The sequence below is a fragment of the Streptomyces sp. SID12501 genome, from assembly GCF_010550245.1.
Taxonomy (GTDB): domain Bacteria; phylum Actinomycetota; class Actinomycetes; order Streptomycetales; family Streptomycetaceae; genus Streptomyces.
This window is the reverse complement of sequence record NZ_JAAGLU010001076.1, coordinates 1-384: the sequence shown is the minus strand read 5'-3', so window position 1 is coordinate 384 and position 384 is coordinate 1. Positions and strand designations below refer to the sequence as shown.

Sequence of the window (384 nt, the reverse complement as noted above, 5' to 3'; positions counted from 1 at the left end):
CATCGCGCCACCGAATCGCGTCAGCGAAGAGGGTCTTGAACAACTTCTGGCGCGGTTGTACGGTTACGGCACGTCAACACGGGCAACCGTCGACGGCGACCGACTTTCGTCCCGGCCACGAGCCGCCGGACGTGCCGCACGAATCGAGGAGGACCCCCATGGCTGAGATCTCGCGTCTGCCCGGACCGGTGATGGACCTGTGGGAGTGGCAGTTCGAGGGCGCCTCCCGCGACGCCGACCAGGACCTGTTCTCCCACCCCGAGGGCGAGCGCGGCTCCGCCCGCCGCCGCCGCGCCGAGGCCGCCAAGGCCATCTGCGCCACCTGCCCCGTCCTCAACGAGTGCCGCGAGCAGTCGCTCGCCGTGCGCGAGCCCTACGGCGTCT

At 70.6% G+C, this 384-nt stretch carries 1 protein-coding gene; it reads left to right on the top strand.

The features are described 5' to 3' along the window. Positions 1-158 precede the first annotated feature (158 nt). On the top strand, positions 159-384 hold a 226-nt coding region (locus G3I71_RS49895; protein ID WP_164325617.1), incomplete at its 3' end, for a WhiB family transcriptional regulator.